Annotated in this window: 23 protein-coding genes; 19 read left to right on the top strand and 4 right to left on the bottom strand. The window is 58.7% G+C overall.

Annotation, left to right across the window (positions count from 1 at the left end; translation table 11 throughout):
• Window positions 1-2 precede the first annotated feature (2 nt).
• Complete coding sequence (locus HMPREF3138_RS01025; protein WP_038878771.1) at window positions 3-455, top strand: flavodoxin; 453 nt, start codon at window positions 3-5, stop codon at window positions 453-455.
• 57 nt (window positions 456-512) lie between these two features.
• On the opposite strand, the gene HMPREF3138_RS01020 is transcribed toward HMPREF3138_RS01025, so the two are convergent.
• The 4 genes from HMPREF3138_RS01020 to map all read right to left on the bottom strand — a co-directional run bounded on the left by HMPREF3138_RS01020 (window position 513) and on the right by map (window position 5,430).
• Window positions 513-902, bottom strand: a complete 390-nt coding sequence (locus tag HMPREF3138_RS01020) for a DUF3461 family protein (RefSeq protein ID WP_004931929.1) — start codon at window positions 900-902, stop codon at window positions 513-515.
• A 129-nt stretch (window positions 903-1,031) separates the two neighbouring features.
• Window positions 1,032-1,856 carry a 2,3,4,5-tetrahydropyridine-2,6-dicarboxylate N-succinyltransferase gene (dapD, locus tag HMPREF3138_RS01015; RefSeq protein ID WP_038878773.1) on the bottom strand — a complete coding sequence of 275 codons (825 nt, stop codon included), beginning with the start codon at window positions 1,854-1,856 and terminating at the stop codon, window positions 1,032-1,034.
• A 42-nt stretch (window positions 1,857-1,898) separates the two neighbouring features.
• Complete coding sequence (gene glnD / locus HMPREF3138_RS01010) at window positions 1,899-4,562, bottom strand: bifunctional uridylyltransferase/uridylyl-removing protein GlnD (protein WP_038878814.1); 2,664 nt, start codon at window positions 4,560-4,562, stop codon at window positions 1,899-1,901.
• A 73-nt stretch (window positions 4,563-4,635) separates the two neighbouring features.
• Window positions 4,636-5,430 carry a type I methionyl aminopeptidase gene (gene map / locus HMPREF3138_RS01005; RefSeq protein WP_004931936.1) on the bottom strand — a complete coding sequence of 265 codons (795 nt, stop codon included), beginning with the start codon at window positions 5,428-5,430 and terminating at the stop codon, window positions 4,636-4,638.
• Between the two features lie 345 nt (window positions 5,431-5,775).
• Between map and rpsB the strand changes: the two genes are divergently transcribed.
• From rpsB to HMPREF3138_RS26925, 18 genes are all read left to right on the top strand, one after another.
• Window positions 5,776-6,501, top strand: a complete 726-nt coding sequence (rpsB, locus tag HMPREF3138_RS01000) for a 30S ribosomal protein S2 (protein WP_016929891.1) — start codon at window positions 5,776-5,778, stop codon at window positions 6,499-6,501.
• Between the two features lie 129 nt (window positions 6,502-6,630).
• A complete protein-coding gene (gene tsf / locus HMPREF3138_RS00995) occupies window positions 6,631-7,482 on the top strand; it encodes a translation elongation factor Ts (RefSeq protein ID WP_033632247.1) in 852 nt (283 codons plus the stop codon).
• Between the two features lie 148 nt (window positions 7,483-7,630).
• The gene (gene pyrH / locus HMPREF3138_RS00990; RefSeq protein ID WP_004931940.1) at window positions 7,631-8,356 is read left to right on the top strand and encodes a UMP kinase; all 726 of its coding nucleotides are present in this window, start codon (window positions 7,631-7,633) and stop codon (window positions 8,354-8,356) included.
• A 119-nt stretch (window positions 8,357-8,475) separates the two neighbouring features.
• Window positions 8,476-9,033 carry a ribosome recycling factor gene (frr, locus tag HMPREF3138_RS00985; RefSeq protein ID WP_004931943.1) on the top strand — a complete coding sequence of 186 codons (558 nt, stop codon included), beginning with the start codon at window positions 8,476-8,478 and terminating at the stop codon, window positions 9,031-9,033.
• A gap of 157 nt (window positions 9,034-9,190) precedes the next feature.
• On the top strand, window positions 9,191-10,387 hold the full coding sequence (ispC, locus tag HMPREF3138_RS00980; protein ID WP_038878776.1) for a 1-deoxy-D-xylulose-5-phosphate reductoisomerase: 1,197 nt from the start codon (window positions 9,191-9,193) through the stop codon (window positions 10,385-10,387).
• Window positions 10,388-10,664: 277 nt separating this feature from the next.
• The gene (gene ispU, locus HMPREF3138_RS00975; protein WP_038878777.1) at window positions 10,665-11,423 is read left to right on the top strand and encodes a (2E,6E)-farnesyl-diphosphate-specific ditrans,polycis-undecaprenyl-diphosphate synthase; all 759 of its coding nucleotides are present in this window, start codon (window positions 10,665-10,667) and stop codon (window positions 11,421-11,423) included.
• A 9-nt stretch (window positions 11,424-11,432) separates the two neighbouring features.
• On the top strand, window positions 11,433-12,275 hold the full coding sequence (gene cdsA / locus HMPREF3138_RS00970) for a phosphatidate cytidylyltransferase (protein WP_038878779.1): 843 nt from the start codon (window positions 11,433-11,435) through the stop codon (window positions 12,273-12,275).
• A gap of 27 nt (window positions 12,276-12,302) precedes the next feature.
• Window positions 12,303-13,658: a sigma E protease regulator RseP gene (rseP, locus tag HMPREF3138_RS00965; protein ID WP_038878816.1), complete on the top strand. Its 1,356-nt coding sequence runs from the start codon at window positions 12,303-12,305 to the stop codon at window positions 13,656-13,658.
• A 35-nt stretch (window positions 13,659-13,693) separates the two neighbouring features.
• Window positions 13,694-16,120 carry an outer membrane protein assembly factor BamA gene (bamA, locus tag HMPREF3138_RS00960; protein ID WP_038878782.1) on the top strand — a complete coding sequence of 809 codons (2,427 nt, stop codon included), beginning with the start codon at window positions 13,694-13,696 and terminating at the stop codon, window positions 16,118-16,120.
• A gap of 156 nt (window positions 16,121-16,276) precedes the next feature.
• Complete coding sequence (gene skp, locus HMPREF3138_RS00955; protein ID WP_004931958.1) at window positions 16,277-16,774, top strand: molecular chaperone Skp; 498 nt, start codon at window positions 16,277-16,279, stop codon at window positions 16,772-16,774.
• 3 nt (window positions 16,775-16,777) lie between these two features.
• Complete coding sequence (lpxD, locus tag HMPREF3138_RS00950) at window positions 16,778-17,800, top strand: UDP-3-O-(3-hydroxymyristoyl)glucosamine N-acyltransferase (protein ID WP_038878785.1); 1,023 nt, start codon at window positions 16,778-16,780, stop codon at window positions 17,798-17,800.
• Window positions 17,801-17,960: 160 nt separating this feature from the next.
• Window positions 17,961-18,416, top strand: coding sequence for a 3-hydroxyacyl-ACP dehydratase FabZ (gene fabZ / locus HMPREF3138_RS00945; RefSeq protein ID WP_004931962.1), 456 nt, complete (start codon window positions 17,961-17,963; stop codon window positions 18,414-18,416).
• A 3-nt stretch (window positions 18,417-18,419) separates the two neighbouring features.
• On the top strand, window positions 18,420-19,208 hold the full coding sequence (gene lpxA, locus HMPREF3138_RS00940) for an acyl-ACP--UDP-N-acetylglucosamine O-acyltransferase (protein WP_038878788.1): 789 nt from the start codon (window positions 18,420-18,422) through the stop codon (window positions 19,206-19,208).
• Window positions 19,209-19,211: 3 nt separating this feature from the next.
• Window positions 19,212-20,360 (top strand): lipid-A-disaccharide synthase, encoded by a 1,149-nt coding sequence (gene lpxB / locus HMPREF3138_RS00935; protein ID WP_038878789.1) that lies wholly within the window; start codon window positions 19,212-19,214, stop codon window positions 20,358-20,360.
• Window positions 20,357-20,950 (top strand): ribonuclease HII, encoded by a 594-nt coding sequence (gene rnhB, locus HMPREF3138_RS00930; protein WP_019455763.1) that lies wholly within the window; start codon window positions 20,357-20,359, stop codon window positions 20,948-20,950. Before lpxB ends, rnhB begins: the two co-directional genes overlap by 4 nt.
• 82 nt (window positions 20,951-21,032) lie before the next feature.
• Window positions 21,033-24,521 (top strand): DNA polymerase III subunit alpha, encoded by a 3,489-nt coding sequence (gene dnaE / locus HMPREF3138_RS00925; protein WP_038878792.1) that lies wholly within the window; start codon window positions 21,033-21,035, stop codon window positions 24,519-24,521.
• Window positions 24,522-24,533: 12 nt separating this feature from the next.
• Window positions 24,534-25,493 carry an acetyl-CoA carboxylase carboxyl transferase subunit alpha gene (gene accA, locus HMPREF3138_RS00920; RefSeq protein ID WP_004931972.1) on the top strand — a complete coding sequence of 320 codons (960 nt, stop codon included), beginning with the start codon at window positions 24,534-24,536 and terminating at the stop codon, window positions 25,491-25,493.
• Window positions 25,494-25,604: 111 nt separating this feature from the next.
• Window positions 25,605-26,279, top strand: a 675-nt coding sequence (locus HMPREF3138_RS26925) for an Orn/Lys/Arg decarboxylase N-terminal domain-containing protein (RefSeq protein WP_038882096.1), incomplete at its 3' end; no start/stop codon positions are given.

Below are 26,279 nucleotides of genomic sequence, written 5' to 3'. Positions count from 1 at the left end.
CCATGGCTCAGATTGGTATCTTCGTGGGAACGGTCTACGGCAATTCGCTGCTGGTGGCGGAAGAGGCGCAAAACATCCTCAGCGAGCAGGGCCATGAGGTCAAACTGTTCGAAGAGGGCACGCTGGAGGCCTGGCAGTTTTATCGTCAGCACTACGCGCTGGTGATCACCTCCACCACCGGGCAGGGCGATCTGCCGGACAGCATCGCGCCGCTGTTCCACGCCATTCGCGATCAGGTCGGCTACCAGCCGGAGCTGCGCTACGGGCTGATCGCCCTCGGCGACAGTAGCTATGACAACTTCTGCGGCGCCGGGCGCGCATTCGACGCGCTGCTGCAAGATCAGGGCGCCACCCGCGTTGGCGAAGTGCTGGAGATCGATGCGATGGAACAGCCGGAGCCGGAAGTGGCCGCCTGCCCGTGGGTCGAGCAGTGGGGCACGCTGCTGCAATCGTAAAGTAAAAAGGCGCCGCGAAAGGGCGCCTTGGCGATGATGCGGGTCAACCGATCCGCATTATTTGCCGCGGGTGAGTTTTTCCAGATCGGCTTCGATCTCGGCAATCTTGTGCGACACCACTCCTTCGAGATGGCGCAGGTCGTCGAGGATTTTACGCTTCAGATCCACTTCCACCTGATCGCGCTGGCACAGCTGATCCAGTTCGTCGATCACGTAGCGCAGGTTCGGGTTGATCTCGTGAATTTCCTTGTAGCCCTGGCCGGCGTTGTCCGCCACCACGGTTTTACGCTGGCGCGGGTACTTGAACTTCACGCTCTTGGCGAAGAACTCGCCCTTGTCCTTGCGGAAATAGATCTTGAGGATGTCGTTGTTGGCCTCTTGACGCAGGCTATAGCGATCGACGTCTTCCGGTTGATTGATGCCCAAACTCTTCAAGTTATCGTACATACTGCGCCCTCTTTAGATGTGATCGTTATATTCCACGACTGCGATTATGGCGGAAAGCGAGATCTGCGACTGTGACTGCCAGCGAAACGCAGACAAAAAAATAGCGGGTGAATCACCCGCTATTTCAATTTAGTCGATAGTGCGCAATAACTCATTAATACCGACTTTACCGCGCGTTTTAGCGTCGACCTTCTTGACGATCACCGCGCAGTACAGGCTGTAAGAACCGTCTTTCGACGGCAGGTTGCCGGAAACCACCACCGAACCCGCCGGCACGCGGCCGTAATGGATTTCGCCGGTCTCGCGGTCATAGATGCGGGTGCTCTGGCCGAGGTATACGCCCATCGAAATCACCGAGCCTTCTTCCACGATCACGCCTTCCACCACTTCGGAGCGCGCGCCGATGAAGCAGTTGTCTTCGATGATGGTCGGGTTGGCCTGCAGCGGTTCCAGCACGCCGCCGATGCCGACGCCGCCGGACAGGTGAACGTTTTTGCCGATCTGCGCGCAAGAACCGACGGTGGCCCAGGTGTCGACCATGGTGCCTTCGTCGACGTAGGCGCCGATGTTAACGTAAGACGGCATCAGCACGGTGTTGCGAGCGATGAATGCGCCCTGGCGCACGGTGGCCGGCGGCACGACGCGGAAACCTTCCTTCTGGAAGCGCGCTTCGTCGTAGTCGGCGAACTTCATCGGCACCTTGTCGTAGTAGCGGGTTTCCGCGCCGTCCATCACCTTGTTGTCGTTGATGCGGAAAGAGAGCAGCACGGCTTTCTTCAGCCACTGATGGGTGACCCATTGACCGTCGATCTTCTCGGCGACGCGCAGGGCGCCGCTGTCCAGCAGGCCGATCACCTGGTTTACCGCTTCGCGCGTTACGGTGTCTACGTTCGCCGGGGTGACGTCCGCACGGCGCTCGAAGGCGCTTTCAATAACGTTCTGTAATTGCTGCATGCTGTTCTCTTTCCTGATGTTGTCGGTAAAAAGTTACTTGTATCACATTTTATCGTTTGGGGTGAGGGCCTCTGTCAACCGTTGCTCCAACTTTCTGCGCGTTTCCTGATCGAGCGCGCGTCGCTCGCCGTCGGCCAGGATAAACAAGTCCTCGACCCGCTCGCCGATGGTGGTAATGCGCGCGCCGTGCAGCGAAAGCCCCAGATCGGCGAACACTTCACCCACCCGCGCCAGCAGGCCGGGCTGGTCGAGTGCGATCAGCTCCAGGTAGCTGCGGCGATCGGTGTGGGTCGGCAGAAAGGTCACCTCGGTCGGCACGCTGAAGTGACGCAGCTTGGAAGAAGGCCGGCGCACGCGCGGCGGCTGGTACTCCCGCTGGGTGATGGCCTGCAGCAAGGCCTGGCGAATCGCCGCGTGGCGATCCTGCGCCAGTGGGCTGCCGTCCGGCTCCAGCACGATAAAGGTGTCCATCGCCATGCCGTCGCGGTTGGTGAAGATCTGCGCGTCGTGCACGCTCAGATTGCGGCGATCCATCTCGCCGGCGACGGCGGCGAACAGGTAGGGGCGATCCGGGCTCCAGATAAAGATCTCGGTGCCGCCGCGCGTCGCCTGGCGGCTGACCAGTACCAGCGGTTGGATGGAGTCGTGGGCCAGCAGGTGGCGGGCGTGCCAGGCCAGCTGGTTCGGTGAGTGGCGCAGGAAATAGTCGGCGCGGCAGCGGCTCCAGATGCGGTGCAGCGCCTCTTCGTCGATGTTGTCCATGCGCAGCAGCGCCAGCGCCTGCAGGCGGTGATGACGCACGCGTTCGCGCAGATCCGGGCTGTTCTGCATGCCGCGGCGCAGCTGCTTCTCGGTGGCGAAGTACAGCTCGCGCAACAGGCTCTGTTTCCAGCTGTTCCACAGGGTTTCGTTGGTGGCGCAGATATCCGCCACCGTCAGGCATACCAGGTAACGCAGGCGGGTTTCGCTCTGCACTTCGCTGCTGAACTGCTGGATCACCGTCGGGTCTTGAATATCGCGGCGCTGTGCGGTGACCGACATCAGCAGGTGCCAGCGCACCAGCCAGGCCACCAGTTGGGTTTCGCGCGAGTTGAGGCCGTGCAGTTCGGCGAACTCCACCACGTCTTCCGCGCCGAGGATCGAGTGATCGCCGCCGCGCCCTTTGGCGATATCGTGGAACAGCGCCGCCAGCAGCAGCAGTTCCGGATGCGGCAGACGCGGGTACAGTTCCACGCACAGCGGATGGCGCGGCCGGGTTTGCGCATCGGCGAAGCTCTCCAGCTTTTGCAGTACGCGGATGGTGTGTTCATCGACGGTATAGGCGTGGAACAGGTCGAACTGCATCTGGCCGACGATCTTGCCCCACTGCGGCATGTAGGCCCACAGTACGCTGTGACGATGCATCGGCACCAGCGCGCGCGAGACCGCGCCGGGGTGGCGCAGAATGGCCATAAACAGATCGCGCGCTTCCGGAATGGTGCACAGCGGTTGTTTCAGATGGCGGCGCGCGTGGCGCAGCTGGCGCACGGTGGTGGAATAAATGCCCTTGATCTCGCGGTTGCGCACCATCAGGTAGAACATGCGCATGATGGCTTGCGGCTCGCGGATAAACAGCGTTTCGTCGCGCAGATCGATCAGATCGCCGCGCAGCTGGAAATCGTCGTTCAACGGGCGCGGCTTTTCGGTGGCATCCAGCGCCAGGATGGCCTCGTCGAACAGCTGCAGCAGCATGTGGTTCAGCTCGCTGACGCGCCGCGTCATGCGGTAGAAGTCTTTCATCATGCGCTCGACCGGCTCGTTGCCTTCGCCTTCATAGCGCAGCAGCTGTGCCACGCTGAGCTGGCGATCGAACAACAGGCGGTTGTCGTAACGTGGCAGCACCAGGTGCAGCGCGAAACGGATGCGCCACAGGAAACTCTGGCATTCGTTCAACTCGTTACGCTCGGCCTGGGTGAGGAAACCGAAACCGACCATTTCGTCCAGCGAGGTGGCGCCGAAGTGGCGCCGCGCTACCCACAGCAGGGTGTGGATATCGCGCAGGCCGCCGGGGCTGCTTTTGATATCCGGCTCCAGGTTATAGCTGGTGCCGTGGTAGCGCTGGTGGCGCTCCTGCTGTTCGTTGACCTTGGCGTGGAAAAACTGCGGCGAAGGCCAGAAGCCGTCGCTGAAGATATGTTTTTGCATCTGCAGGAACAACGCGACGTCGCCGCAGATCATGCGCGACTCGATCAGGTTGGTGGCCACGGTCAGATCCGCCAATCCCTCCAGCAGACATTCTTCCAGGGTGCGCACGCTGTGGCCCACTTCCAGCTTGAGATCCCACAGCAGGGTGATGAATTCGCCGACCCGCTGCGACTGCTGTTCCGTCAGCCGGCGCTGGCTGAGCACCAGCACGTCGATGTCCGACAGCGGGTGCAGCTCGCCGCGGCCGTAGCCGCCGACCGCCACCAGCGCGGTTTCCGGGATATCTTCGAAGCCGTAGAAGGTCCACAGCCGGCGCAGCAGGCGATCGATGAAGTCGCTGCGCGCCGCCACCAGGCTTTCGGCGCTGGCGCCGGCGTCGAACGCTGCCGCCAGCCACAGCTGGAACTGCTCCAGCCGCTGTTTCAGCACCGGACAGGTGAGCTCGTCGTTGCCGTAGGTGCTGGGGGAGGCGGGCGGCATCGGCACGGCCGGGGCCGCTTGTTGAAGGAGATTGTCAGACATAGTGCGCAGCCCATAAAAAAGGCCGGCAAAAGCCGGCCTGGTGATATTCTGCACGCGGCGTTCGCCGCGGTGCTTACATCTCGTGCGTAATGATGTTGGGGATGGTGTCATCCTTGCGCAACGTCATTATCTCGCAGCCGTTATCAGTGACCACAATAGTATGCTCATACTGCGCCGACAAGCTGCGGTCTTTGGTTTTTACCGTCCAGCCGTCTTTCATGGTGCGGATGCGGTAGTCACCGGCGTTGACCATCGGTTCGATGGTGAAGGCCATGCCCGCCTGAAGTACCACGCCGCCGTCATCGGCATCATAATGCAGCACCTGCGGCTCTTCGTGGAACACTTCGCCGATGCCGTGGCCGCAGTACTCGCGCACCACGGAGAACTTCTCGGCCTCGACGAATTGCTGGATAGCCTTGCCCAGAGTGCGCAGGCGGATACCCGGCTTGACCATCTTCAGGGCCAGATACAGGCTTTCCTGAGTGACGCGGCACAGGCGCTCGCCCAGAATGGTCGGTTTGCCGACGATGAACATCTTCGAGGTGTCGCCGTGGAAGCCGTCTTTAATTACGGTCACGTCGATATTGACGATGTCGCCGTCCTTCAGCGTTTTGTCGTCGCTCGGGATGCCGTGGCACACCACTTCGTTCACCGAGATGCACACGGATTTCGGGAAGCCGTGATAGCCGAGGCAGGCGGAAATGGCCTGCTGCTCGTTGGTGATGTACTCGTGACAGATACGGTCCAGTTCGCCGGTGGTCACGCCAGGTTTGACGTGCGGCTCGATGATCTCCAGCACTTCGGCGGCCAGGCGGCCGGCCACGCGCATTTTTTGGATGTCATCAGGTGTTTTAATTGAGATTGCCATGAAATTCGTCCGCAGGTGTCGTTATCGTCGACAATAAGAAGCAGTGACTTATGGTATCAGCCCGGCCGGAGGCTGCCAAATTTCATTTCCCGATGCCCGGCGCAAAGCAACAAAAGTTGGTGTCGGCGGCGGGTTTATGGTATAAAGCGCGCCGGCGATCCGCGACTTGGTTCTTGTGACCTGGCAGGAATTGGCCGAAAATACTTTAACTGCACTCATTTTGTGTAAATAACACACACGTATCGGCACATCCGCCGGGGTGCCCTGAGGTGACTTGTCGCCGCCAGGGTCGGCGTTATGGGATACGTGGAGGCATAACCCCAATTAATCTATAGAGGTTTAATCATGGCAACTGTTTCCATGCGCGACATGCTCAAGGCTGGTGTTCACTTCGGTCACCAGACCCGTTACTGGAACCCGAAAATGAAGCCTTTCATCTTCGGCGCTCGTAACAAGGTTCACATCATCAACCTGGAGCAGACCGTACCAATGTTCAACGCCGCTCTGGCTGAACTGAGCAAGATCTCTTCCCGTAAAGGCAAGATCCTGTTCGTTGGTACCAAGCGCGCAGCAAGCGAAGCGGTAAAAGACGCTGCTAACAGCTGTGACCAGTTCTTCGTGAACCACCGCTGGTTGGGCGGCATGCTGACTAACTGGAAAACCGTTCGTCAGTCCATCAAGCGTTTGAAAGATCTGGAAATCCAGTCTCAAGACGGCACCCTGGACAAGCTGACCAAGAAAGAAGCGCTGATGCGCACTCGTGAACTGGCCAAGCTGGAAAACTCCCTGGGCGGTATCAAAGATATGGGCGGTCTGCCAGACGCACTGTTCGTTATCGATGCCGATCACGAGCACATCGCGATCAAAGAAGCCAACAACCTGGGTATCCCGGTATTCTCTATCGTTGATACCAACTCCAACCCAGACGGCGTTGACTTCATCATCCCTGGTAACGACGACGCAATCCGTGCAGTAAACCTGTACCTGACTGCCGTTGCTGCCGCTGTGCGTGAAGGTCGTTCTCAAGATCTGGCCGTTCAGGCGGAAGAAGGCTTCGTAGAAGCTGAATAATAAGGCAAGCTCATCACTGAGCCCTTATTAACCAGGTATTGACATATGTTGGTTAGGGGGGCCTGTAAAGGCCCCCTTTGCTTATCTGAATGAGAACTGTCTCCACGCGAGATAACCGAGGAAAAATAAATGGCTGATATTACCGCTGCCCTGGTAAAAGAACTGCGCGAGCGTACCGGCGCTGGCATGATGGATTGCAAGAAGGCGCTGGTTGAATCCAACGGCGACATCGAACTGGCAATCGAAAACATGCGTAAGTCCGGTGCGATCAAAGCCGCTAAAAAAGCAGGCAACGTGGCTGCTGACGGCGTGATCAAAACCAAGATCGAAGGCAACTACGGCATCATTCTGGAAGTTAACTGCCAGACTGACTTCGTAGCAAAAGACGCCGGTTTCCAGGCGTTCGCTGACAAAGTGCTGGATGCCGCTGTTGCCGGCAAAATCACTGACGTTGACGTGCTGAAAGCACAGTTCGAAGAAGAGCGCGTAGCGCTGGTGGCAAAAATCGGCGAAAACATCAACATTCGTCGCGTTGCTTCCCTGGAAGGCGAAGTGCTGGGCAGCTACCTGCACGGCGCGCGTATCGGCGTACTGGTTGCGGCTAAAGGCGCTGACGAAGAGCTGGTTAAGCAAATCGCAATGCACATTGCGGCAAGCAAGCCAGAGTTCGTGAAGCCAGAAGACGTGTCTGCTGAAGTGGTAGAAAAAGAGTACCAGGTTCAGCTGGACATCGCCATGCAGTCCGGCAAGCCGAAAGAAATCGCAGAGAAAATGGTTGAAGGCCGCATGAAGAAATTCACCGGCGAAGTTTCTCTGACCGGTCAGCCTTTCGTTATGGATCCGAGCAAATCCGTTGCTCAGGTGCTGAAAGAGCACAATGCTGACGTGACCAACTTCATTCGCTTCGAAGTGGGCGAAGGCATCGAGAAAGTCGAAACCGACTTCGCTGCTGAAGTTGCCGCGATGAGCAAACAGTCTTAATGACTGTCGATGGAACCGCCGTCTGGCGGTTCCATACTATCCAGCCAGAATTACACCGGTGGCAGGCCCTGCAGCGTGATACTCACCTCAGGCGCGTTTCATCGGCTGAAATCCCCAATACTAATACTGCTTCTTAGGACAGAACACCATGGCAACCAATGCAAAACCCGTATATCAGCGTATTCTGCTTAAACTGAGTGGCGAAGCCCTGCAAGGTGCAGAAGGTTTTGGTATCGACGCCAGCGTTTTGGATCGCATGGCTCAGGAAGTAAAAGAGCTGGTCGAACTGGGAATTCAGGTCGGTGTAGTTATTGGCGGCGGGAACTTGTTCCGCGGCGCGGGCCTGGCGCAAGCCGGCATGAACCGCGTAGTGGGCGACCACATGGGAATGCTGGCTACCGTGATGAACGGCCTGGCTATGCGTGATGCACTGCACCGTGCCTATGTGAACGCCCGCCTGATGTCAGCGATCCCGCTGAACGGCGTATGTGATAATTACAGTTGGGCAGAGGCTATCAGCCTGCTGCGCAACAACCGCGTGGTGATCTTCTCCGCCGGTACCGGCAACCCGTTCTTCACCACCGATTCCGCCGCTTGTCTGCGCGGCATCGAGATCGAAGCGGACGTAGTGCTGAAAGCCACCAAAGTGGATGGCGTATATTCCGCCGATCCGGTGAAAAACCCGGATGCGACGCTGTATGAACAATTAACCTATCAGGACGTGCTGGAGCGCGAGCTGAAAGTGATGGATCTGGCGGCGTTTACGCTGGCCCGCGATCACGGTCTGCCGATCCGCGTGTTCAACATGAACAAGCCTGGTGCGCTGCGCCGCGTGGTGATGGGTGAGAACGAAGGTACGCTGATCAGCAAATAAGGCTGTTCACACCCCTTTTTCGGTGCGCGCGACGCCAGGCGCTGCGCGCTCTCCGAGTACGATTACGGGCTATACTTGAGTATCGCCTGCCAAGTAACCAGCTTCCAAGGGTTTGCAACGTGACTAATGAAATCAGAAAAGATGCTGATTCACGCATGGAAAAAAGCGTAGAAGCATTCAAAAACCAAATCAGCAAGATCCGCACCGGCCGCGCTTCTCCAAGCATTCTGGACGGCATCATGGTGGAATACTACGGCGCCGCTACGCCGCTGCGCCAGCTGGCCAACGTGACCGTGGAAGACTCCCGCACGCTGAAAATCAACGTGTTCGACCGCAGCCTGAGCCAGGCCGTTGAGAAAGCGATCATGAGCTCCGATCTGGGCCTCAACCCGTCTTCCGCCGGTTCTGACATTCGCGTTCCGCTGCCTCCGCTGACCGAAGAACGTCGTAAGGATCTGATCAAGATCGTACGCGGCGAAGCCGAGCAGGGCCGTGTAGCGGTGCGTAACGTGCGTCGCGACGCTAACGATAAGGTCAAGGCGCTGCTGAAAGACAAAGAGATCAGCGAAGACGAAGAGCGTCGTTCACAAGACGAGATTCAGAAAATGACCGACGCTTACATCAAGCTGGTCGATGCCGCGCTGGCAGAGAAAGAAAAAGAGCTGATGGATTTCTAATCAACATCGCGCAGAAACAAAGCGTCGCCTGGGCGGCGCTTTGTTTTTTGTGGCGCAGATCCCGTTTCATCGTACTGAAAGATCATGGACAAGCGGTGTCCAAGGTTCCACACTGGAGCACCTCCGATCTCATCAGACAGTTATTCAGAGTGAACTCATGAAGCAACTGACCATTCTTGGCTCGACCGGCTCGGTAGGGACCAGCACCCTGGCCGTGGTCAGGGCGAATCCCGACCGTTTTGTGATCAAAGCACTGGTGGCCGGCCGCAACGTCGCGGTCATGGCGCAGCAATGCATGGAATTCCGGCCCGCCTTTGCCGCGATGGCGGATGAAAGCGCCGCGCGCGAACTGCGCGCCATTCTGGCGGAAAACGGCGTCGCTACCGAGGTATTGGCAGGAGAACAAGCGGCCTGCGAACTGGCGGCGTTGGATGACGTCGATCAAGTGACGGCAGCGATCGTCGGCGCCGCGGGGCTGTTGCCGACGCTGGCGGCGATCCGCGCAGGCAAGCAGGTGCTGCTGGCCAACAAAGAGTCGCTGGTCACCTGTGGCCGTCTGTTTATGGATGCAGTGCGGCAAAGTCAGGCGCAGCTGCTGCCGCTCGACAGCGAGCACAACGCGATTTTTCAGAGTTTGCCTGAGAGCATTCAGCGTCAGTTGGGATACTCTTCACTGGACAGTCATGGCGTTTCGCGCATCGTGCTTACCGGCTCCGGCGGCCCGTTCCGCACCACGCCGCTGGAGCAGTTCGCCGCGATGACGCCGGATCAAGCCTGCGCCCATCCGAACTGGTCGATGGGCCGCAAGATCTCGGTGGACTCCGCCACCATGATGAACAAAGGTCTGGAATATATTGAGGCCCGCTGGCTGTTTAACGCCTCGGCCGAGCAAATGGAAGTGATCCTGCACCCGCAGTCGGTGATTCACTCGATGGTGCGCTATGCCGACGGCAGCGTACTGGCGCAGCTGGGTACGCCGGATATGCGCACGCCGATCGCCCATGCGATGGCGTATCCGCAGCGCGTAAACTCCGGCGTGGAAGCGCTGGACTTCTGCCGCATCGGTTCGCTGACCTTCGCCGAACCGGAGCGCGAGCGCTATCCTTGCCTGTATTTGGCGATCGAAGCGTTCGACGCCGGCCAGGCGGCGACCACCGCACTGAACGCGGCGAATGAAATCGCCGTGGCGGCATTTTTGCAGCAGCAGATTCGCTTTACCGATATCGCCGCGGTCAACCGCCAGGTGGTGGAGCGCCTTGCGCTGCAGGAACCGACGTGCATCGAAGCGGTCTTAGACATTGACCGCCAGGCGCGCGCTGCCGCCGAGGAGCGCGTTCGCGCGCTGCGCGGTTGAGCACGGCGATTATCCGATTTTGCTCGTAATTCGCGTATGCCGCAGCGGGGCCGTTTGTTCATGCCCCGCTGAGGTGGTATAGTCTGCGCCACCTGTCAGCGGTTATACCGTTGAATTATGGCCCGATTGGTGCCCTGTGCGCCAATGGCGACCCGGCTGTGCCGGGTATCGCGAGGGCAGGCTGAAAGCCGTGTCGGGCACACGGCTTTTTTTGCGCGTAAGGGCCTGATGTTCCGGAAAGGCAGTTATATTTCTATTGAGGAAATAAGTACGAGTTATGTCGTCCGCAAACCAACAAGAGGCTAATCCATCTTCCCCGGGGCCGCGCCATGTCGCCATTATCATGGACGGTAACGGACGCTGGGCCAAACGTCAGGGCAAGTTACGTGTCTTCGGTCATAAAGCAGGGGTGAAATCGGTTCGCCGCGCGGTCAGCTTTGCCGCCAGCAACCATTTAGATGCACTCACGCTTTATGCCTTCAGCAGCGAAAACTGGAATCGTCCGGTGCAGGAAGTCTCCGCCCTGATGGAGCTTTTTGTCCGTGCTCTGGATAGTGAAGTAAAAAGCCTGCATAAACATAACGTCAGGCTGCGGGTGATCGGCGATATCAGCCGGTTCAGCTCGCGTTTGCAGGAGCGGATCCGCCGTTCTGAAGCACTGACGGAAAATAACGATGGCCTGACGCTCAATATCGCTGCCAACTACGGCGGCCGTTGGGATATCATTCAGGGAGTAAGGGAACTGGCCGAACGGGTACGGGTGGGAGAGTTGCACCCGGATCAGATCAGCGAGGAATTATTGAGCGAGCGGGTTTGCATGAGCGACCTGGCGCCGGTGGATCTGGTTATCCGCACCGGTGGCGAGCATCGCATCAGTAACTTCCTGCTGTGGCAAATCGCCTATGCTGAACTTTACTTTACTGATGTGCTCTGGCCTGATTTCGATGAACTTGTCTTTGAAGGTGCGCTGAATGCATTTGCACAACGTGAGCGCCGCTTCGGGGGAACAACACCTATCGGCGCCGATGCGTCCTAGGGAGAACTTTTGCTGAAGTATCGCCTCATAACTGCTCTGATTTTAATCCCGATCGTTATCGCGGCGCTGTTCTTGTTGCCGCCGCTGGCCTTTGCTCTGGTAACGCTCGTCGTGTGCATGTTAGCAGCCTGGGAGTGGGGCCAACTGGCCGGTTTTACCTCCCGTCCGCAGCGCATCTGGCTGGCGATACTGTGTGGTTTCTTGCTGGCGCTGATGATGCTCAGCGTCCCCGCGTACCATCAATCCGTGCCGCAGGTGAGCGGTTCACTGTGGCTGTCGTTGGCCTGGTGGCTGGCGGCGCTGCTGCTGGTGCTGTTCTACCCCGGTTCGGCCGCTATCTGGCGCAATTCGCGCCCGCTGCGTTTGCTGTTCGGCCTGCTGACCATCGTGCCGTTCTTCTGGGGTATGCTGGCGCTGCGTCAGTTCGGCTACGAGCAAAACCCGTATACCGGCGCTTGGTGGCTGCTGTACGTGATGCTGCTGGTGTGGGGCGCGGATTCCGGCGCCTACATGTTCGGCAAGCTGTTCGGCAAGCATAAGCTGGCGCCGAAGGTCTCGCCGGGCAAAACCTGGGAAGGGCTGATCGGCGGGTTGTTGACGTCGGCGGTAATCTCCTGGCTGTTCGGCCGCTATGCGCCACTGAACGTGGTGCCGACCACCCTGTTGGCCTGTTCGGTGCTCGCCGCGCTGGCTTCGGTGCTGGGCGATTTGACCGAAAGCATGTTCAAACGCGAAGCGGGTATCAAGGACAGCGGTCATTTGATCCCCGGTCATGGCGGCATACTGGATCGTATCGACAGCCTGACCGCGGCGGTACCGGTGTTTGCCTGCCTGATGCTGTTGGTGTTTTAATCCGTCGATGACGGAAAGTGAGGGATGATGGTCAGCGTGCTTTGGAACCTGGTGGCGTTTCTGATTGCGCTCGGTATCTTGATAACCGTGCACGAGTTCGGACACTTTTGGGTTGCCCGCCGTTGCGGCGTGCGCGTTGAACGTTTCTCCATCGGCTTCGGTCGCGCGCTGTGGCGCCGCACCGATCGCCAGGGCACCGAGTACGTCATCGCCTTGATTCCGCTCGGTGGCTACGTGAAGATGCTGGACGAGCGCGTGGAGTCGGTGGCGCCGGAAATGCGCCATCAGGCCTTCAACAACAAAACCGTCTGGCAGCGCGCGGCCATCATCAGCGCCGGCCCCATCGCCAACTTCCTGTTTGCTATCCTTGCCTACTGGCTGGTGTTCATCATCGGCGTGCCGAGTTTCCGCCCGGTGATCGGCGAAATCGCGCCGCAATCCATCGCCGCCAGGGCCGAAATTTCGTCTGGCATGGAACTAAAGTCGGTTGACGGCATCGAAACGCCTGATTGGGAGTCAGTTCGTCTGGCGCTGGTGGCGAAGATTGGCGATGCGCAAACCGAAGTCGGCGTTGCCCCATTCGGCTCTTCGCAGGTAGTGACCAAAACCCTGGATTTACGCCAGTGGAACTTTGAGCCGGACAAGCAGGATCCCGTTGTCGCGCTGGGCATTATGCCGCGCGGCCCGCAGATTGAATCCGTGTTGGCGGAAGTGCAGCCTGACTCGGCGGCGCAAAAGGCGGGTTTACAAGCGGGGGACAGGATCGTTAAAGTCGATGGTCAGCCGTTGGGTCGTTGGCAGACGCTGGTGAAGCGTATCCACGATGGCCCGGGGCAACCGCTGGCTTTGGAGATTGAAAGAAACGGCGCCCCCTTGTCTTTGACGCTGATACCGGATACAAAGCCGGTGGGAAAAGACAAATCGGTGGGTTTTGCAGGCATCATTCCAAAGGTGCTGCCGCTGCCGGACGAGTATAAGACGATTCGCCAGTATGGACCGTTCCCGGCGCTGTATCAGGCCGGCGACAAGACCTGGCAGCTGATGCGGCTGACGGTTAACATGCTGGGCAAATTAATAACCGGTGATGTAAAGCTGAACAACCTGAGTGGCCCGATCTCGATTGCACAGGGAGCAGGGGCGTCAGCCGGAGTCGGGTTCGTGTATTATCTGATGTTCCTGGCGTTGATTAGCGTCAATCTGGGTATCATCAACCTGTTCCCATTACCGGTGTTAGATGGTGGGCATCTCCTCTTCCTGGCGATAGAAAAGCTGAAGGGTGGGCCGGTTTCCGAGCGAGTACAGGACTACAGCTACCGCATAGGTTCGATCGTGCTGGTGTTGTTGATGGGTCTTGCACTTTTCAATGATTTTTCCCGCCTTTAGGGGCGGGGATAGGTTAGGAAGAACGCATAACAACGATGGCGATGAAAAAGTTGCTCATAGCGTCGCTGCTGTTTGGCAGCGCCACCGTATACGGTGCAGACGGGTTCGTAGTGAAAGATATTCATTTCGAAGGCCTGCAGCGAGTCGCCGTCGGTGCGGCGTTACTCAACATGCCGGTTCGCGTCGGCGATACCGTCACTGACGATGACATCAGTAATACCATCCGTGCCTTGTTTGCCACCGGCAACTTCGAGGACGTGCGCGTACTGCGCGATGGTAATACCTTGATCGTGCAGGTGAAGGAACGTCCTACCATCGCCAGCATCACTTTCTCCGGCAACAAGTCGGTGAAGGATGACATGCTCAAGCAGAACTTGGAAGCCTCCGGCGTCCGGGTGGGCGAGGCGCTCGACCGCACCACGATCTCCAGCATTGAAAAAGGGCTGGAGGACTTCTACTACAGCGTCGGTAAATACAGCGCCTCGGTGAAAGCCGTAGTCACGCCGCTGCCGCGCAACCGCGTCGACCTGAAGCTGGTGTTCACGGAAGGGGTCTCCGCCAAGATTCAACAAATCAACATCGTCGGCAACCATGCCTTCACCAACGACGAACTGATCTCGCGCTTCCAACTGCGTGACGAGGTGCCGTGGTGGAACCTGGTCGGCGATCGCAAATACCAGAAGCAAAAACTGGCGGGCGATCTCGAAACCCTGCGCAGCTTCTATCTGGATCGCGGCTATGCCCGCTTCAACATCGATTCTACCCAGGTCAGCCTGACGCCGGATAAAAAAGGCATCTACATCACCATCAACATCACCGAAGGCGATCAGTACAAGCTTTCCGATGTTGTCGTGAACGGCAACCTGGCCGGCCACTCGGCGGAAGTCGCTCAGATCACCAAGATCGAACCGGGCGAGCTGTATAACGGCAGCAAGGTGACCAAAATGGAAGACAACATCAAAACGATGTTGGGCCGTTATGGTTACGCCTACCCGCGCGTCGGCACTCAGCCGGAGATCAACGACGCGGATAAAACCGTCAAGCTGCACGTCAACGTCGACGCGGGCAACCGCTTCTACGTGCGCCGCATCAAGTTCGAAGGCAACGACACCAGCAAGGATTCCGTACTGCGTCGCGAAATGCGCCAGATGGAAGGCGCCTGGCTCGGCAACGAACAGGTCGAGCAGGGCAAGGAGCGTTTGAACCGTCTGGGCTACTTCGAAACGGTTGACGTGGAAACCCAGCGCGTGCCGGGTACCGCCGATCAGGTCGACGTGACCTACAAGGTGAAAGAACGCAACACCGGTACCTTCAACTTCGGCGTCGGTTACGGCACCGAGAGCGGCGTCAGCTTCCAGGCCGGCGTGCAGCAGGACAACTGGTTGGGTACCGGCTACTCGGTCGGCATCAGCGGCACCAAAAACGACTACCAAACCTATACCGAACTGTCGGTCACCAACCCGTACTTCACCGTTGACGGTGTGAGCCTGGGCGGCCGCGTGTTCTACAACGACTTTAAAGCGGATAACGCGGATCTGTCGGACTACACCAACAAGAGTTACGGTGTTGACGGCACGCTGGGCTTCCCGATCAACGAAAACAACTCGTTGCGCACCGGTCTGGGCTACGTCCACAACGGCCTGTCGAAAATGCAGCCGCAGATCGCCATGTGGCGTTATCTCGACTCGATGGGCGTGAATGCGAACAAAACCGATCGCGCCAGCTACTCGACGGACGACTTTACCTTGAACCTGGGCTGGACCTACAACAACCTGGACCGCGGCTACTTCCCGACGTCGGGTAACCGCACCACGTTGAACGGCAAGGTCACCATTCCGGGCTCGGACAACGAATACTATAAGGTGACGCTGGACAGCGTTCAGTACGTGCCGATCAACGACGATCGCACCTGGGTGCTGTTGGGCCGTGGCCGTCTGGGTTACGCGGATGGGCTGGGCGGCAAGGAAATGCCGTTCTATGAGAACTTCTATGCCGGTGGTTCGAGCACCGTGCGTGGCTTCCAGTCCAACACCATCGGTCCGAAGGCGGTGTACTACAACTCCAACTCGTACCGGTGCCAGTTCAAAGCCGGCAGCACGACCGATCGTCAGAACATCTGCAGCTCGAATGACGCGGTGGGCGGTAACGCCATGGCGGTTGCCAGCCTGGAGTTGATTACCCCGACGCCGTTCATCAGCGATAAATACGCCAACTCCGTGCGGACGTCGCTGTTCATCGATGCCGGTACCGTGTGGGATACCAAGTGGAAGAATACCAACGAGACGCTGATGTACGGCGTGCCGGACTACAGTAAAGCGGGCAATATTCGTTCCTCCGCCGGTATCGCGCTGCAGTGGATGTCACCGCTGGGGCCGTTGGTGTTCTCCTACGCCAACCCGATCAAGAAATACGAAGGCGACAAGTCCGAACAGTTCCAGTTTAACATCGGTAAGACCTGGTAACGGGTCTCGCCTCTGGGCATAACAGTTATTAAGAATCGCAATGGCCAGGCGCCCGCCGGCAGAGGGAGATGATTCTCATTGTTTGGTGGGATAAGTCTGGCAAATTGTGTACTTCAGTGTCATATGACACAAATGGGTGATGGTAAGGAGTTTATAGTGAAAAAGTGGTTGTGTGCCGCAGGCCTCGGTTTAGCAATGGCTGCTTCAGCTGGCGTTCAGGCAGCAGATAAGATCGCTGTCGTTAACGTCTCCAGCATTTTCCAACAGCTGCCGGCCCGCGAAGCGGTCGCTAAACAGCTGGAAAACGAGTTTAAGGGCCGTGCAAGCGAACTCCAGAACATGGAACGTAGCCTGCAGACCAAAATGCAACGTCTGCAGCGTGACGGCGCTACCATGAAAGCCAGTGACCGCAGCAAGTTGGAAAAAGACGTGATGGCACAGCGCGAGCAGTTCTCTCAGAAAGCGCAGGCTTTCGAGCAGGACAACCGTCGTCGCCAGATGGAAGAGCGTAACAAAATCCTGAGCCGTATCCAGGACGCTGTGAAATCTGTCGCCAGCAAAGGCGGCTATGACGTGGTGATCGACGCTAACGCCGTTGCCTATGCAGACTCTTCCAAAGATATCACTGCTGACGTGCTGAAACAGGTTAAATAACACATGCTTTCAATTCGACTGGCTGATTTAGCGCAGCAGTTGGATGCACAATTGCACGGTGATGGCGATCTTGTCATCACCGGCATTGCTTCTATGCATTCGGCACAGCCTGGCCAAATCACGTTTTTGTCAAACAGCCGCTATCAAGAGCAGCTGTCTTCCTGCCAGGCAAGCGCCGTGGTGCTTACCGAAGCGGATTTACCACACTGCCGTGCTGCGGCGCTGGTGGTTAAGAACCCTTACCTGACCTACGCGCGCATGGCGCAGCTGATGGACACCACGCCGGCACCGGCGCTGGATATCGCGCCAAGCGCGGTGATCTCGCCTGAGGCGCAGCTGGGGCACAACGTCGCCATTGGGGCGAACGCGGTGATCGAGTCGGGTGCGGTGCTGGGCGATAACGTGGTTATCGGCCCGGGCTGCTTCATTGGCAAACACGCACGCATCGGCGCGGGAACGCGTCTGTGGGCGAACGTCACAATTTATCATGCGGTTGAAATTGGCCAGCGCTGCCTGATCCAGTCCGGCACCGTGATCGGCGCGGACGGTTTCGGCTATGCGAATGAGCGCGGCGAGTGGATCAAAATCCCTCAGTTGGGCACGGTGATTATCGGCGATCGCGTCGAAATCGGCGCTTGCACCACCATTGACCGCGGCGCTTTGGATAACACCCAAATCGGGAATGGTGTTATCATCGACAACCAATGTCAGATTGCACATAACGTCGTGATTGGCGACAATACCGCCGTCGCCGGCGGCGTGATCATGGCCGGCAGCCTGAAAATCGGCCGCTACTGCCAGATCGGCGGTGCCAGCGTGATCAACGGTCACATGGAGATTGCCGACAAGGTTGTTGTTACCGGAATGGGAATGGTTATGCGACCAATCACCGAACCTGGGGTATACTCTTCGGGCATTCCGTTGCAGCCTAACAAGGTTTGGCGTAAAACCGCTGCGTTGGTGATGAATATCGATGAGATCAGCAAGCGCTTGAAAGCTGTCGAACGTAAAGTCGGAAAAGACTAATCATTGCCGCCCGCCTTGGTGGGTACAAAACGAAACGCGTTGGTCGTAAGACCAAAAGCGCAAAGAGATGTTAATTTGCGGCCTGCATGATGATCTCCTTTTGGGGTCAGCGCAGGCCGTGTTGTTGATGCCATCAGTTTTTAGAGACAGGAAGAGTATTTTGACTACTGACACTCATACTCTGGATATTGCAGAAATTTTGGATCTGCTTCCTCACCGTTACCCGTTCTTGCTGGTCGACCGCGTCCTCGAGTTTGAAGAGCACAAATATCTGCGTGCGGTGAAGAACGTATCGGTGAACGAACCGTTTTTCCAGGGCCACTTCCCTGGCAAACCGATTTTCCCAGGCGTATTGATCCTGGAAGCCATGGCGCAGGCCACCGGTATCCTGGCGTTTAAAAGCGTCGGCAAACTGGAGCCGGGCGAGCTGTATTACTTCGCTGGTATCGATGAAGCTCGCTTCAAGCGCCCTGTGGTACCAGGCGATCAGATGGTCATGGAAGTCACCTTCGAGAAAACGCGCCGCGGCCTGACCCGCTTCAAAGGCGTAGCGACCGTTGACGGTAAAATTGTCTGCGAAGCAACCATGATGTGTGCCCGCAGCCGGGAGGCTTAATCCGTGATTGACCAAACCGCCTTTATCCATCCTAGCGCGATAGTCGAAGAGGGCGCCGTCATCGGCGCCAACGTGCATATCGGCCCTTTCTGCTACGTCGGCTCCCAGGTGGAAATCGGCGCCGGCACGGTGCTGAAATCCCACGTGGTGGTGAACGGCATTACCAAGATTGGCTGCGATAACCAGATTTATCAGTTCGCTTCCATCGGTGAAGTGAACCAGGATCTGAAATACGCGGGTGAACCGACGCGCGTTGAAGTAGGCGATCGCAACCGCATTCGCGAGAGCGTCACCATTCACCGCGGCACCGCGCAGGGCACCGGCCTGACCAAAGTGGGCAGCGACAACCTGCTGATGGTCAACGTGCACGTTGCCCATGACTGCGTGGTCGGCAATTCTTGCGTGTTGGCCAACAATGCCACGCTGGCGGGGCATGTGGAAATCGACGATCACGCCATCATCGGTGGCATGACGGCGATCCACCAGTTCTGCATTATCGGCGCGCATGTGATGGTAGGCGGTTGCTCCGGCGTTGCTCAGGACGTACCTCCTTTTGTCATCGCTCAGGGTAACCACGCGACGCCGTTCGGCGTCAACGCGGTCGGCCTGAAGCGTCGCGGTTTTGACAAGGATGAAATGCAGGCGATCCGCAATGCCTACAAGATCCTGTATCGCAGCGAGAAAACGCTGGATGAAGCGAAAGCGGAAATCGAAGCCCTGGCCAAAGAGCAGCCGGTGGTGCAGCAGTACCTCGATTTCTTCACCCGTTCTACCCGCGGCATCATTCGCTGAGTTATGTCGAATCGTCCATTGACTATCGGATTGGTCGCCGGAGAAACCTCCGGTGACATTCTCGGCGCCGGTTTGATCCGCGCGCTCAAGGCGCAGATCCCCGACGCGCGTTTTGTTGGCGTCGCCGGCCCGCTGATGCAGGCCGAAGGCTGCGAAGCCTGGTACGAAATGGAAGAGCTGGCGGTCATGGGCGTGGTGGAAGTGCTTGAGCGTTTGCCACGCCTGTTGAAGATCCGCAAGGATCTCACCCGCCGCTTCGGCGAACTGCGGCCGGACGTGTTTGTCGGCATCGATGCGCCGGACTTCAACATCACGCTGGAAGGCCGCCTCAAGCAGCGCGGTATTCGCACCATCCACTACGTCAGCCCCTCCGTGTGGGCCTGGCGGCAAAAGCGCGTTTTCAAAATTGGCAAAGCCACCGATCTGGTGCTGGCCTTTCTCCCTTTCGAAAAAGCGTTTTACGATCGTTTCAACGTGCCTTGCCGGTTTATCGGCCATACCATGGCGGATGCCATGCCGCTGCAGCCCGATCGGCTGGCGGCGCGCGCCCAGCTTGGCATCGCTCCGCAGGCGCGCTGTCTGGCCTTGCTGCCGGGCAGCCGCGGCGCCGAAGTCGAGATGCTGAGCGCCGACTTTCTCAAAACTGCGCAACTGCTGCGCACGCGTTATCCCGAGCTGGAAGTGGTGGTGCCGCTGGTTAACGCCAAGCGGCGCGAGCAGTTTGAGCGCATCAAGGCGGAAGTGGCGCCGGATCTGACGGTGCACCTGCTGAACGGCCAGGGGCGCGAGGCGATGATCGCCAGCGATGCGGCGCTGCTGGCATCCGGCACGGCGGCGCTGGAATGTATGTTGGCCAAGTGCCCGATGGTGGTGGGCTATCGCATGAAGCCGTTCACTTTCTGGCTGGCGCAGAAGCTGGTGAAAACGCCTTACGTCTCGTTGCCGAACCTGCTGGCGGGGCGCGAGATCGTCACCGAGCTGCTGCAGCATGACTGCGTGCCGGACAAACTGGCCGCCGCCGTGATGCCGCTGCTCGAAGAGAGCCCGGAAACCGAAGCGCTGAAACAAACTTTCCTTACCTTGCACCAAAGCATCCGTTGCGGTGCGGACGAACAGGCCGCTCAGGCTGTGTTGGAGCTGGCGAAAGCATGATTGAACCCTTTATCTATCCCGCTGCCACGCTGATTGCCGGTGTGGACGAAGTGGGCCGCGGCCCGTTGGTCGGCGCGGTGGTCACCGCCGCCGTGATCCTCGATCCGGCACAGCCGATCGTCGGGCTGGCGGATTCCAAGAAACTCAGTGAAAAACGCCGCCTGGCGCTGTATGACGAAATCGTCGCCAAGGCGCTTTCCTGGAGCCTGGGGCGCGCCGAACCGGCGGAAATCGACCAGCTGAACATTTTGCACGCCACCATGTTGGCGATGCAGCGCGCGGTGGCCGGGTTGCATATCGCGCCGGACATGGTTTTAATCGACGGTAACCGTTGCCCGAGCCTGCCGATGCGTTCGCAGGCGGTGGTGAAGGGCGATAGCCGCGTGGCGGAGATCAGCGCGGCGTCCATTCTGGCGAAGGTCACGCGCGATCGCGAAATGGCCGAGCTGGACAGCGAGTTCCCGGACTACGGTTTCGCGCAGCATAAAGGCTACCCGACCGCCTTCCACCTGGAACGGCTGGCCGCGCTGGGCGCCACCGAGCACCACCGCCGCAGCTTCGCGCCGGTGAAAAGGGCGCTGGCGCTGTAGTCTGCGGGCCTGGTTGACCAGGCTCGACGATAGCATTAACCCGGGCTCAGCCTGCTGAGCCCCTTCAATCAGGTATCTGGAGATGGCCGAACCTCGTTTTATTCACCTGCGCGTCCACAGTGACTACTCCATGATTGATGGATTGGCCAAGACGGCGCCGCTGGTGAAAAGAGCCGCCGCGTTAGCCATGCCTGCTCTGGCAATCACCGATTTCACCAACCTGTGCGGGCTGGTGAAGTTCTACGGCAGCGCGCACGGCGCCGGGATCAAACCGATCATCGGCGCGGATTTTCATGTGCAAAGCGAAGAACTGGGCGACGAACTGGCTCAGTTGACGGTGCTGGCCAGCAACAACGAAGGCTACCAGAACCTGACGCTGCTGATTTCCCGTGCCTATCAGCGTGGCTACGGGGCCGCCGGCCCGACCATCGATCGCGACTGGCTGATTGAACATCGTGAAGGGCTGATTCTGCTCTCCGGCGCGCGTCAGGGCGACGTCGGCAAGTTTCTGCTGCGCGGCAACCAGGTGCAGGTGGATCAGTGCCTGGACTTCTATCAGCAGCACTTTCCGGACTGTTACTACCTGGAACTGATTCGCACCGGCCGCCCGGATGAAGAGAACTACCTGCATGCGGCGGTGGCGCTGGCCACCGAGCGCGGTTTGCCGGTGGTGGCCACCAACGACGTGCGCTTCCTGGTGGAAGACGACTTCGACGCCCATGAAATTCGCGTCGCCATTCACGACGGCTTTACGCTGGACGATCCCAAGCGGCCGCGCAACTACAGCCCGCAACAATATATGCGCAGCGAAGACGAGATGTGCGAGCTGTTCGCCGACATCCCGGAAGCGCTGCTGAACAGCGTCGAGATCGCCAAGCGCTGCAACGTCACCATTCGCCTCGGCGAATACTTCCTGCCGCAGTTCCCGACCGGCGATATGAGCACCGAGGACTTCCTGGTACTCAAATCGAAAGAGGGGCTGGAAGAGCGTCTCGAGTTCCTGTTCCCCGACCCTGAAGTGCGCGCGCAGCGCCGCCCGGAATACGACGAGCGTCTGGACGTCGAGCTGAAGGTGATCAACCAGATGGGGTTCCCCGGCTACTTCCTGATCGTGATGGAATTTATCCAGTGGTCGAAGGACAACAACGTACCGGTGGGGCCGGGGCGTGGCTCCGGTGCCGGTTCGCTGGTGGCCTATGCGTTGAAAATCACCGACCTCGATCCGTTGGAATTCGACCTGCTGTTCGAACGCTTCCTGAACCCGGAACGTGTCTCGATGCCCGACTTCGACGTCGACTTCTGTATGGAGAAGCGCGACCAGGTAATTGAGCACGTGGCGGAGATGTACGGCCGCGAAGCGGTATCGCAGATCATCACCTTCGGCACCATGGCGGCGAAAGCGGTTATCCGCGACGTGGGCCGGGTGCTGGGGCATCCGTACGGCTTCGTCGATCGCATTTCCAAGCTGGTGCCGCCGGATCCGGGCATGACGCTGGAAAAAGCCTTCGCCGCCGAACCGCAGCTGCCGGAAATTTACGAGGCCGACGAAGAGGTCAAGGCGCTGATCGACATGGCGCGCAAGCTGGAAGGGGTGACGCGCAACGCCGGTAAACACGCCGGTGGCGTCGTGATTGCGCCGACCAAGATCACCGACTTCGCGCCGCTGTACTGCGACGCCGAAGGGCACCATCCGGTGACCCAGTTCGACAAGAACGATGTGGAATACGCCGGGCTGGTGAAGTTCGACTTCCTCGGTCTGCGTACCCTGACCATCATCGACTGGGCGCTGGAGATGATCAACGCCCGGCGCGCCAAGACCGGGCTGGAACCGATCGACATCGCCGCCATTCCGCTCGACGACAAGAAAAGCTTCGACATGCTGCAGCGCTCGGAAACCACGGCGGTGTTCCAGCTTGAATCGCGCGGCATGAAAGACCTGATCAAACGTCTGAAGCCCGACTGCTTCGAAGACATGATCGCACTGGTGGCGCTGTTCCGCCCGGGGCCGCTGCAGTCGGGCATGGTGGATAACTTCATCGACCGCAAACACGGCCGCGAAGAGATCTCCTACCCGGACATTCAGTGGCAGCATGAGTCGCTCAAGCCGGTGCTGGAACCGACCTACGGCATCATCCTGTATCAGGAACAGGTGATGCAGATTGCCCAGGTGCTGGCCGGCTATACCCTGGGCGGCGCGGACATGCTGCGCCGTGCGATGGGTAAAAAGAACCCGGTCGAAATGGCCAAGCAGCGCGGCGGCTTTGAAGACGGCGCGAAAGCGCGCGGTATCGACGGCGAACTGTCGGTGAAAATCTTCGACCTGGTGGAGAAGTTCGCCGGTTACGGCTTCAACAAATCGCACTCCGCCGCCTATGCGCTGGTTTCGTATCAGACGCTGTGGCTGAAGGCGCACTATCCGGCCGAGTTTATGGCGGCGGTGATGACCGCCGATATGGACAACACCGACAAAGTGGTGGGGCTGGTGGACGAATGCTGGCGCATGGGGCTGAAGATCCTGCCGCCGGACATCAACAGCGGTTTGTATCACTTCCACGTCAACGACGACGGCGAGATCGTTTACGGCATCGGCGCCATCAAGGGCGTGGGCGAAGGGCCGATCGAGGCCATTATCGAGGCGCGCAACAGCGGCGAACAAGGTTACTTCAAAGACCTGTTTGACCTGTGCGCGCGCTCCGACATCAAGAAACTGAATCGCCGCATTCTGGAAAAACTGATCATGTCCGGCGCGTTCGATCGCCTCGGGCCGCACCGCGCCGCGCTGATGAATTCGCTCGGCGACGCGTTGAAAGCGGCGGATCAGCATGCGAAAGCCGAAGCTATTGGCCAGGTAGATATGTTCGGCGTGCTGGCGGAGGCGCCGGAGCAGGTGGAGCAATCCTACGCCAATATCGCCCCCTGGCCGGAGCAGGTGGTGCTGGACGGTGAACGGGAGACGCTGGGGCTGTACCTGACCGGCCACCCGATCACCCAGTACCTGAAGGAGATCGAACGTTACGCCGGTGGCCAGCGTTTGAAAGACATGCACCCGACGGATCGGGGCAAAATGACCACCGCCGTCGGGCTGGTGGTCGCCGCGCGGGTGATGGTGACCAAGCGCGGCAACCGCATCGGTATCTGTACATTGGATGACCGTTCGGGCCGCCTGGAAGTGATGTTATTCACCGAAGCGTTAGAAAAATACCAGCATTTGTTGGAAAAAGACCGTATCCTTATCGCCAGTGGACAGGTCAGCTTTGATGACTTTAGCGGCGGGCTTAAAATGATGGCCCGCGAGGTAATGGACATCAGTGAAGCCCGGGAAAAATACGCTCGCGGGCTTGCTATCTCGCTGACTGACAGGCAAATTGATGACCAGCTTTTGAACCGTCTCCGTCAGTCGTTGGAACCCCATCGATCGGGGACGATTCCAGTGCATCTCTACTATCAACGGGAAGATGCGCGAGCCAAGCTGCGTTTTGGCGCAACCTGGCGCGTGACGCCCACCGACCGCTTGTTGATCGACTTGCGGACGTTGGTAGGCAATGAGCAGGTGGACTTGGAATTTGACTAAAATAGGAATGCTATGAGTCTGAATTTTCTTGATTTTGAACAGCCGATTGCAGAGCTGGAAGCGAAAATTGACTCGCTGACTGCAGTCAGCCGTCAAGACGAAAAATTAGATATTAATCTGGACGAAGAGGTTCAGCGCCTGCGTGAAAAGAGCGTTGAGCTGACGCGCAAGATTTTTGCCGATCTTGGGGCCTGGCAGATTGCCCAATTGGCACGCCACCCGCGCCGTCCTTATACCCTGGATTATATCAAACACATCTTTACCGACTTCGAAGAGTTGGCGGGCGATCGCGCTTACGCCGATGACAAAGCGATCGTCGGTGGTATTGCGCGCCTGGATGGCCGCCCGGTGATGATCATCGGGCACCAGAAAGGTCGTGAAACCAAAGAGAAGATCCGCCGTAACTTCGGCATGCCGGCGCCGGAAGGCTACCGCAAGGCTTTGCGCCTGATGGAAATGGCCGCCCGCTTCAAGATGCCGATCATCACCTTTATCGATACCCCAGGCGCGTATCCGGGCGTGGGCGCGGAAGAGCGCGGCCAGTCCGAAGCCATCGCGCGCAACCTGCGTGAGATGTCGCGTCTGAACGTACCGGTCATCTGCACCGTTATCGGCGAAGGCGGCTCCGGCGGCGCGCTGGCGATCGGCGTGGGCGATAAGGTGAACATGCTGCAGTACAGCACCTACTCGGTGATTTCGCCGGAAGGCTGTGCTTCCATCCTGTGGAAGAGCGCCGACAAGGCGCCGCTGGCCGCAGAAGCGATGGGCATCACCGCGCCGCGTTTGAAAGAGCTGAAGCTGATCGACTCGGTGATCCCGGAGCCGCTGGGTTCCGCCCACCGCGATGTGCCGGCGATGGCCGCCGCGCTGAAAGCGCAGCTGCTGGCCGATCTGAAAGATCTGGATGGTCTGAACGACGAAGAGTTGCTCAACCGCCGCTATCAGCGTCTGATGAACTACGGCTACTGCTGAGTTCTGTTCTTCGCTGCAAGAAACCGCCTTCGGGCGGTTTTTTTTTGGCTACACACCGCCGGATTTTCGTGGTGTTATAGAGACTTGGCCGTTAACTGACAGGAGCTGCCGATGAATATCATCGCCATCATGGGCCCGACGGGCGTCTACTATAAAGATGAGCCGATCCGCGAGCTCCACGCTGCGCTGGCCTCCATGGGATTCCAGCTGGTGTACCCCAAAAACAGCGGCGACCTGCTGAAGCTGATTGAAGCCAACGCCCGCATCTGCGGGGTGATCTTCGACTGGGACGACTACAGCCTGGAGCTGTGCAGCGAGATCAACGAGCTGAACGAATACCTGCCGCTGTACGCCTTTATCAATACCCACTCCACCTTCGATGTCAGCCTGCATGAAATGCGCATGGTGCTCTATTTCTTCGAGTATGGCCTGAATGCGGCCGATGATATCGCGCAGCGCATCCAGCAGTACACTGCGGAATACATCGACACCATTACGCCGCCGCTGACCAAGGCGCTGTTCAACTATGTGCGCGAAGGGAAGTACACCTTCTGCACGCCGGGCCACATGGCCGGCACCGCGTTTCAAAAAAGCCCGGTGGGCTGCCTGTTCTACGATTTCTTCGGCGCCAATACCCTGAAGGCCGACATCTCGATTTCGGTTACCGAGCTCGGTTCGCTGCTGGATCACACCGGGCCGCACCTGGAGGCCGAAGAGTATATCGCGCGCACCTTCAACGCCGAGCAGAGCTATCTGGTCACCAACGGCACCTCCACCGCCAACAAG

Source organism: Serratia sp. HMSC15F11 (genome assembly GCF_001808215.1).
Lineage (GTDB): Bacteria > Pseudomonadota > Gammaproteobacteria > Enterobacterales > Enterobacteriaceae > Serratia > Serratia nevei.
This window is presented reverse-complemented; position numbering and strand designations above follow the sequence as displayed.